General features: G+C 54.7%; 6 protein-coding genes. 2 read left to right on the top strand and 4 right to left on the bottom strand.

Features of this window, described 5'->3' with window-relative positions; genetic code table 11:
- Positions 1 to 341 precede the first annotated feature (341 nt).
- From CFR79_RS14910 to CFR79_RS14895, 4 genes are all read right to left on the bottom strand, one after another.
- Complete coding sequence (locus CFR79_RS14910; RefSeq protein WP_242407832.1) at positions 342 to 833, bottom strand: lipocalin-like domain-containing protein; 492 nt, start codon at positions 831 to 833, stop codon at positions 342 to 344.
- Between the two features lie 69 nt (positions 834 to 902).
- Complete coding sequence (locus CFR79_RS14905; RefSeq protein WP_039736275.1) at positions 903 to 2,321, bottom strand: cytochrome c; 1,419 nt, start codon at positions 2,319 to 2,321, stop codon at positions 903 to 905.
- Positions 2,314 to 3,957 carry a GMC family oxidoreductase gene (locus CFR79_RS14900; RefSeq protein WP_039736274.1) on the bottom strand — a complete coding sequence of 548 codons (1,644 nt, stop codon included), beginning with the start codon at positions 3,955 to 3,957 and terminating at the stop codon, positions 2,314 to 2,316. Before CFR79_RS14900 ends, CFR79_RS14905 begins: the two co-directional genes overlap by 8 nt.
- 20 nt (positions 3,958 to 3,977) lie before the next feature.
- Positions 3,978 to 4,505: a sorbitol dehydrogenase family protein gene (locus CFR79_RS14895; protein ID WP_141654874.1), complete on the bottom strand. Its 528-nt coding sequence runs from the start codon at positions 4,503 to 4,505 to the stop codon at positions 3,978 to 3,980.
- A 284-nt stretch (positions 4,506 to 4,789) separates the two neighbouring features.
- Between CFR79_RS14895 and CFR79_RS14890 the strand changes: the two genes are divergently transcribed.
- On the top strand, positions 4,790 to 6,250 hold the full coding sequence (locus tag CFR79_RS14890; RefSeq protein ID WP_242407831.1) for a sensor histidine kinase: 1,461 nt from the start codon (positions 4,790 to 4,792) through the stop codon (positions 6,248 to 6,250).
- A complete protein-coding gene (gene fixJ / locus CFR79_RS14885; RefSeq protein ID WP_039736272.1) occupies positions 6,247 to 6,864 on the top strand; it encodes a response regulator FixJ in 618 nt (205 codons plus the stop codon). Before CFR79_RS14890 ends, fixJ begins: the two co-directional genes overlap by 4 nt.
- Positions 6,865 to 7,121 lie beyond the last annotated feature (257 nt).

Below are 7,121 nucleotides of genomic sequence, written 5' to 3'. Positions count from 1 at the left end.
CTCTCGCATACAACTGCAAAAGAATGGCACGGCTTCAGGCAGCATAAGCCGGGTCAGCCTCGGCGTTATCAGCCGCAAAATGCCCAACCCGACAGGCTGCTAAGCAGCGTTGAAAACGTGTCATTTCAGGGGGAAGAAGATTTCTCCACTCCCTCCTGTTCCAGACCGAATGACAGCTGCCTGCAATAATCCCGTTCTCAAAGCTGTTGCCAGCCGCATAAAGCAGCGTGGCAAACCCCACTCATCGCGATTGCACGACGTCTAGTCACAATCGCAAATGCTATCCTGAAAACAGGCTCGCCCTGGCGCGTTGCCTCATCCGCTTAAACATAGTTGCTAGATCACTCGATCCGTTTAAATCGGATGATACTGCGGGAGAGCTTCCCCGAGTCCCAGTTTGGCATTATTCGCCAAGGTGTAATAACATTTGCAAAATCACCATTAATTTCAATGGTACGCCTTTGCTCCGTCCCGACCCATTCGGGCGTCCAGGCAGTCTGCACATTCGTGACCCACTGGTTTCCTTCGATCCTGTAGCGCCCAATGTAGGCAACGAGAGTCTTCATAAGATGGGCGCGCTCCACATCTGTCTTTGGCGGCTGTCGATCGCTGCCCTCAAGGTTAAATGCGACCCACCCGTGAGGTGTAAAAATGACACGCCCCCGAGGGGAAGAACCCATTGCATCAATCGTTCGCCCCGTCTCTTTGTCTTCCACTTTGTAAGAAACAAGCCCCCAGACACCGACGATGTCCTTCTTGAGATCGGCGGTTTTTTTTGTATCCTGCGCGTATGCAGAAGTCGCTGCGGACACCACGGTGATCGCGCATACCACGATCAAGGATATGAAGTGTCTCGAAGTGCGAGTTTTTGAGACCATGAGAACTAGCCCTCTTTCGATTATTTATTTAACAATTTTCCGTACACGCCAGAAGCACCCGAGTGCTAAGAGAATGGCGCCCGCTGCCATACCGACACGGATTAAAACGAGCAGTGGTGACCGAGCACCACCATGACGGATGAGAGCGACCTGCGATGCCGACACGGAGACATTTTTCCTACCGTAGGTATCAAAGATATATTTCGAAAGCTTTGCTATTTCCGAATCATTCAGTTGAGTGGCATCTGTTTTCTTGCCGCCAAAACCAGGCATGAAAGCCTCGGCGTCAGACACATGCCGGTCAACACCGAACAGAATGGTTGCGATCAGGTTGTCTGGACTGGAGGCCCCTGTGACGGAGTTATGCCACAATGAAGGGTAATAACCGTCCCGACTGCCCTGTGCCCGGTAATTGTGGCAGGATGCGCAGTTGCCCATAAACAGTTCCGCACCAGATATATTTGGATTATCATCTGAGCGGATAGGTCGACCTCCTCTGACCTCATCAGCGCTGGAAGTAGGCTTTCCCAGCACGAAGCGTGAAACTTCTCCGTCTGCGGGGTCACGAACAGGCTTCGTGGTCGCAAGATATGTTGCCAGCGCGTTCAGGTCGGCATCTGTCAAATGCTGGAAACTGTGTTCGACCGCTTCTCCCATTCCATCGGCGGCTTGCGCGAGCCCGTCAATATGGCCCGTTTTTAGATAGGTCTTTATATTTTCACGCGACCAGTTGCCTATCCCGCTTATTTTATCTGAAGTTATATTAGGTGCATACCATGCACCCAGGCTCGCGCCACCCAAATCCTTGGAGGATTTCTCCTGCATGAGAAATCCTCGAGGAGTATGACATGTTCCACAATGCGCCGGTCCTTGCGCAAGATACGCGCCGCGGTTCCATTCTGACGAGCGGGATGGATCGGGTTGGAAAGTCCTGTCGTTACGAAAAAGCACATTCCAGAACATCATCGAACCCCGAATGTTCATCGGAAAGGGAAGAGACGTTTTCGACGGAGCGCTTTCTACTGACTGAACGGATTTCATGAAATAAACATACAGGTCGTGTACGTCCTGATCTGTCATGTACGAATATGCCGTGTAGGGCATGGCAGGATAAAGATTGCGCCCGTCCTTGCGAATACCTTTTCTCACAGCACGCGAGAAATCTGCTTCGCTGTAATCACCGATACCGAATGTTCTGGATGGCGTAATGTTTGTCGAATACATCGTGCCAAGCGGTGTTTTCATTGCCAGGCCGCCAGAAAACGGCTTGCCGCCAGGCGCTGTGTGACAGGCCACACAATCGGAGGTCACAGCTATGTAGGCGCCTCGATCAGTTGATCCGTCGCTTTGTGCCGAAGCCGTGCCGTAAAGAAATATCGAGGTGCAAAAAGCTCCGAGAAGGGTTATCCTGTCTGGCAATCTGCTATGCATCATTTTAGCCATGATGCAGTTGCCCGATGATCGCATCTGCGGCCTTGATGGCCAATGCCGCCATGGTTATTGTACTATTTCCGCTGCCGCCCGTGGTCATTGCGCCCCCACCGGGAAGAAAGAGATTCTCATGGTCATGGGCACGACAATCTACGTCCACGACGGAATCCTTCGGATCATTGCCCATGATGACGCCACCCATGATATGATCACTGTGTAAAAACTCAGGCGAGATCCTGATATCTGTCGCTCCCAGGGCTGCCGCCAGCTTTTTTAGAAGCGGTATTGTGTATTGCTCGGCGCTTCGACGCACATAGTCGCCGACATCATAGTGGATGCGCGGACGGCTTAGACCCAGCCAATCCTGTTTGTCAGAGAGAGTCAGCCGGTTAAATGGTAGCGGCAGAGGTTCGTGCTCAACTGTCAGGCGCGCCGTGCAGGCCGACAGCCGGCGAATTTCTTGATCAAGAGCCTTTCCGTATAAACCTTTTTCCAGAGCAGCCAGACCACCGAGTGTACTCCGTGCCATGTTTTCCATACGGAACATTGCACCGGCATAGTCGCGTCGAAACTCGCCCTGGCTCGTGTTCATGATACTGCTGCTCTGGACAGGTCCTACGCCGGTCCAGAGCGGTTCAGTCATTTCGACATCCGCAACCAGTTTTGGCTGATCCATCATATTACGACCGACTTGATCCGAACTATTGGCGACACCAGAGGGATTTTTCTCGTCAGCCGACAGAAGGAGCAGCTTGGGCGTTTCTATTCCGTTGCAAGCGAGAACGAAGATCTTTCCGGCAACTGAGTGTGAATTCTTGTCGGAATCAAAATAATGGATTGCCGCGACCTTCTTCTGACTATTCGTTTCAACACGGTACGCGACAGCGTTCGTGATGATCTGACCGCCCTTTGCTTCGATGCGCGGTAGAGCTGTTGCAGCATCATATTTGGCAGCGATCGGACAGACCGGAAAACAGTTGTTGTTTCCACAACAGGGAGGGCGGCCGTCAAACGAAACGCCACTATTACGTGCCTGGGGCGCCGGCAGGTTCTGCATGCCAAGGGTCGCAGCGACATCGGTCAACCGCTGTTCGCCAGGCCCGAAGGGAATGGGTCCCATCGGGTAGGGCCGCGAACGCGCTGTATTTGGAGGCCACTGTAAAGCCGGATCACCGGGGCCACAGACACCCATCGCATGTTCGGCGCGCGCATAATAAGGCTCCAGCACATCGTAAGAAAAAGCCCAGTCGCGTCCTACTCCATAGAGGCTTTTGAGACGTAAATCGTCAGGCGTCATACGCCAGCAGATACCTGCCCAATGCCAGGTGGCACCCCCCGCGTAGCGGACATACCCCTGCTCGTAGGCCTTTGCATTCGGTCCGGTCAGATCAAGATAAGAAGAGGCCTCGTCTGGAGTGCGTGTCTCAAGGTGAGGCGCCCACGGCTTGGGCGGGTACGGCGCATTCCAGTGGTTGCGCAATGTGGGCGCCAGATTACGGTAGTTTTCGACAATTGTGTCGCGACTGACACGGGGCCCAGCTTCAAGCATGAGCACCGAAAACCCGGCATCCAAAGCCTGTTCTGCTATCAGACAGCCGACTACGCCAGTACCTACAATGACGACATCGCTATTGAGATCGGATGGCATAAGAAATTCTCCGGAGAAATTCAGAATGACGGCATGTTAAGGAGCGGAACTGCTGTCGCATTCCAGGCATTGGGCGCCGATTTTGCGTAAGATGGTATCGTCATGACATCGCTGCTTACTTTGTACATGAGCGCATCTTCAAAAGCGATTACATGATCGCCAGATTTTCCGTGCACAACACCCGAATACCACGCCGATATTATCTTCAGTGCCGAGTTTTGCAGTTTCTCATCTGTCAATGCTGGCATAAGATGTTCAACATCCACTGAAGCAGTTTTTACTATGAAATTGTGAATTGCGTGTATCGTATTATCAAAATTTTCTTCGACATCATTAAGCGCGACGTAAATTCTATGGCCGACAACAGGGTTCAGTTGATGAGGGACGAGAATTTTCGATACAGACATAAAGCGTGATACGCTATCGGACTGATGTAATGGTTCCGCAAAACCCTTCGACTGTGCAAAGCTGGCTACGGTGGCGAGCGCGCTCATGCCGAGCAACAGATGTCGCCTATTTATTTTTAACTCCGCATGAAATAATGCCACCTATTCTCTCCTCACCCATTGAGTTATTTATGTATCTATCCCGATACTTGGTTGATAATGATATAAATAGTGCATTGACGCCGTTAGTGACGGTATAGAAAATATCCGAAGGAAACATTTAACTATTTATACAAGGCCGAAATTCTCTGCCTTTTAGAACCATGACGGTTCATGGCGCAGTCTCACCCTACAGGTGCAATGTTTTGATGAATGAGGCTATTACGTAGTAATACTGACTCGCCTTGGCGAGGTCGTTCGCCGACCATTCGGTGAGGAGAACGTCATTGAGGGACTTTTGGGATCTGCCGCCTCAAGAGACCGGTGCGCTGGCACGCCATCGCAGTTTCGCGGCCGCCTCCTCGTACGCGCTCGGGCTCGTGATACTGGGGACGCTCATACGTTTCCTGATCAATCCGTTTCTCGGCGGCAGGACGTTGTTTCTCTTACTGCTTCCGGGAGTGCTCGTCGGCGCGGTGATCGGCGGTCTCTTTTCCGGTCTAGCCGCAGCCACACTTGCATCAGTGATCGGCTGCCTCCTTCTCGCGCATGACGGCGCGCCGCCGATCGAAAACTGGGTCGAGACGATCCTGTTCGCGACACTCTGCGTCGTGATCACGTGTGGTGGCGAATGGCTGCTACGTGCCCGTCGGCGCACGGCCGCGATGGCGCAGCGTATCCTTGAGCGGGAGGCGCATCTCAGCGCCATCCTCGACGCAGTTCCCGACGCTATCATCATTCTCGACGAGCGCGGCATCGTGCAATCATTCAGCAACGCGGCGGAGACACTTCTGAGGTCTAATGCGGCAGAGGCGATCGGGACGAATATCGCAGACATCGTCCCCGAACTCGGAACGGCTCCAGTCTCCGATCGGCACGGAATAGCGGCAGTCGCCCGTCGGAAAGACGGGACGACTGTCCCCGTTGATCTGTCTACCGGACGCCTGACATCAGGAGAGGGCTCCTTTACAATCGCGTTCCTTCGCGACCTCACGGAACGCGAGGAAGCGGACCGACGCGTGCGACAGTTGCAGGCCGAAGTCACACATATCTCACGCCTGTCAGCCATGGGCGAGATGGCAGCCACACTGGCTCACGAACTTAATCAGCCTCTGACGGCCATCACGAACTTTCTCAACGGCGGACGCCGTCTCCTGGAAGCCGAGAACGGGCAGAGCACGCGCGTGCAAGAGGCCATGGACAAGGCGGCCGCGCAAGCGCTGCGGGCCGGTCGGATCATACGGTCGTTGCGGGACTTCGTGTCTCGGGGAGAAGGTGAGCCGGGACTGGAAAGCCTGCGGGCGCTTATCGAAGAGATGGCAACGCTGGCCTTGGTCGGAATTGCGGAGCGCGGGATCGACGTATCCTTTCAGCTGGACTCTGGGGCCGATCAGGTTATCGCGGACAAGATTCAGATCCAGCAAGTCCTCCTCAACCTGATCCGCAACGCCGTGGAGGCCATGGAGGACTGTGACGAACGGCGTCTGGTCGTCGCGGTCGACGCTTTCGAAGGCATGGCACGGATCCGCGTGACGGATACTGGCCCCGGTGTGAGCCCCGAGATTGCGGGCAGGCTGTTTGAACCTTTCTCAACGACGAAGGATCATGGCATGGGAGTCGGGCTGTCGATCTGCCGCACCATCGTGGAGGCTCATGGAGGACGCATCGGAGCGCAGCGGGAACGCGGGGGAGGGATGTGCTTTCTTTTCACTCTTCCCTGCGCCAGGACAGAGGAGTTTGGCGAATGAACCCGGATGGTATCGTCCATGTGATCGACGACGACGAAGCCGTACGCGAATCCCTTGCCTTCCTGTTGCTGACATCGGGACATACCGCGAGGACCCACGCATCGGCGGATGAGTTCCTCGCTATCCTCGACGGGGTCGAGTGCGGATGCATCATAACGGATATCCGGATGCCGGGCATGGACGGCATCGCTCTTGTCGACCGTCTCCAGAAGCGCGCGACGGTTCTCCCGGTCATTGTGATCACGGGGCATGCTGACGTCCCCCTAGCGGTGCAGGCCATGAAAGCCGGCGCCCGCGACTTCATCGAAAAGCCGTTCGACGATCATACCATTCTCGACGCGGTGGCCTCCGCTCTGCGGTGCGGTGACGAGAACGGCGCCGAACGCGCGCATGCACATGTCATTCGCCAGCGGATCGCCGCTCTGACGACGCGGGAGCAACAGGTTCTCCGTGGCCTCGTCGACGGTCAATCGAACAAGGTCATCGCCCGGGAGCTTGGGATAAGCCCGCGCACGATAGAGATTTATCGGGCCAATCTCATGATAAAGATGGACGCTCGCAGCCTGTCTGAACTCGTGCGGATGACGGTGACAGCCACGGAGCGGCCGCGATAACACAGTCGACCTGAAATCAGGACGGGTCGTTTCCCTTACGAGGTTTTACGTACGTAGTTTTCCGGATGCGCTGGAGCTCGGGTGGGCCCAAGATGACATTCAGTCATCCAGCGGCGGCCGTTCCGAACGAAGCGCATGACTTCCGCACGCCGTCGAACGGTAATCCCCCCATAAAAAGAGTGACTTTTGAATGAGAATTTTCTCAGCGTAAGAATTGAGGAGATTCTGATGAAGAGTGATCGCTTTACTGACGCCCA

It is taken from the genome of Komagataeibacter saccharivorans (genome assembly GCF_003207825.1).
In the GTDB taxonomy this organism is placed as follows: domain Bacteria; phylum Pseudomonadota; class Alphaproteobacteria; order Acetobacterales; family Acetobacteraceae; genus Komagataeibacter; species Komagataeibacter saccharivorans.
This window is presented reverse-complemented; position numbering and strand designations above follow the sequence as displayed.

Excerpts from the sequence above, each read along its gene's own strand:
- CFR79_RS14900 (WP_039736274.1), bottom strand. The coding sequence starts at position 3,957 with ATGCCATCCGATCTCAATAGCGATGTCGTCATTGTAGGTACTGGCGTA.
- CFR79_RS14905 (WP_039736275.1), bottom strand. The coding sequence starts at position 2,321 with ATGGCTAAAATGATGCATAGCAGATTGCCAGACAGGATAACCCTTCTC.
- fixJ (WP_039736272.1), top strand. The coding sequence starts at position 6,247 with ATGAACCCGGATGGTATCGTCCATGTGATCGACGACGACGAAGCCGTA.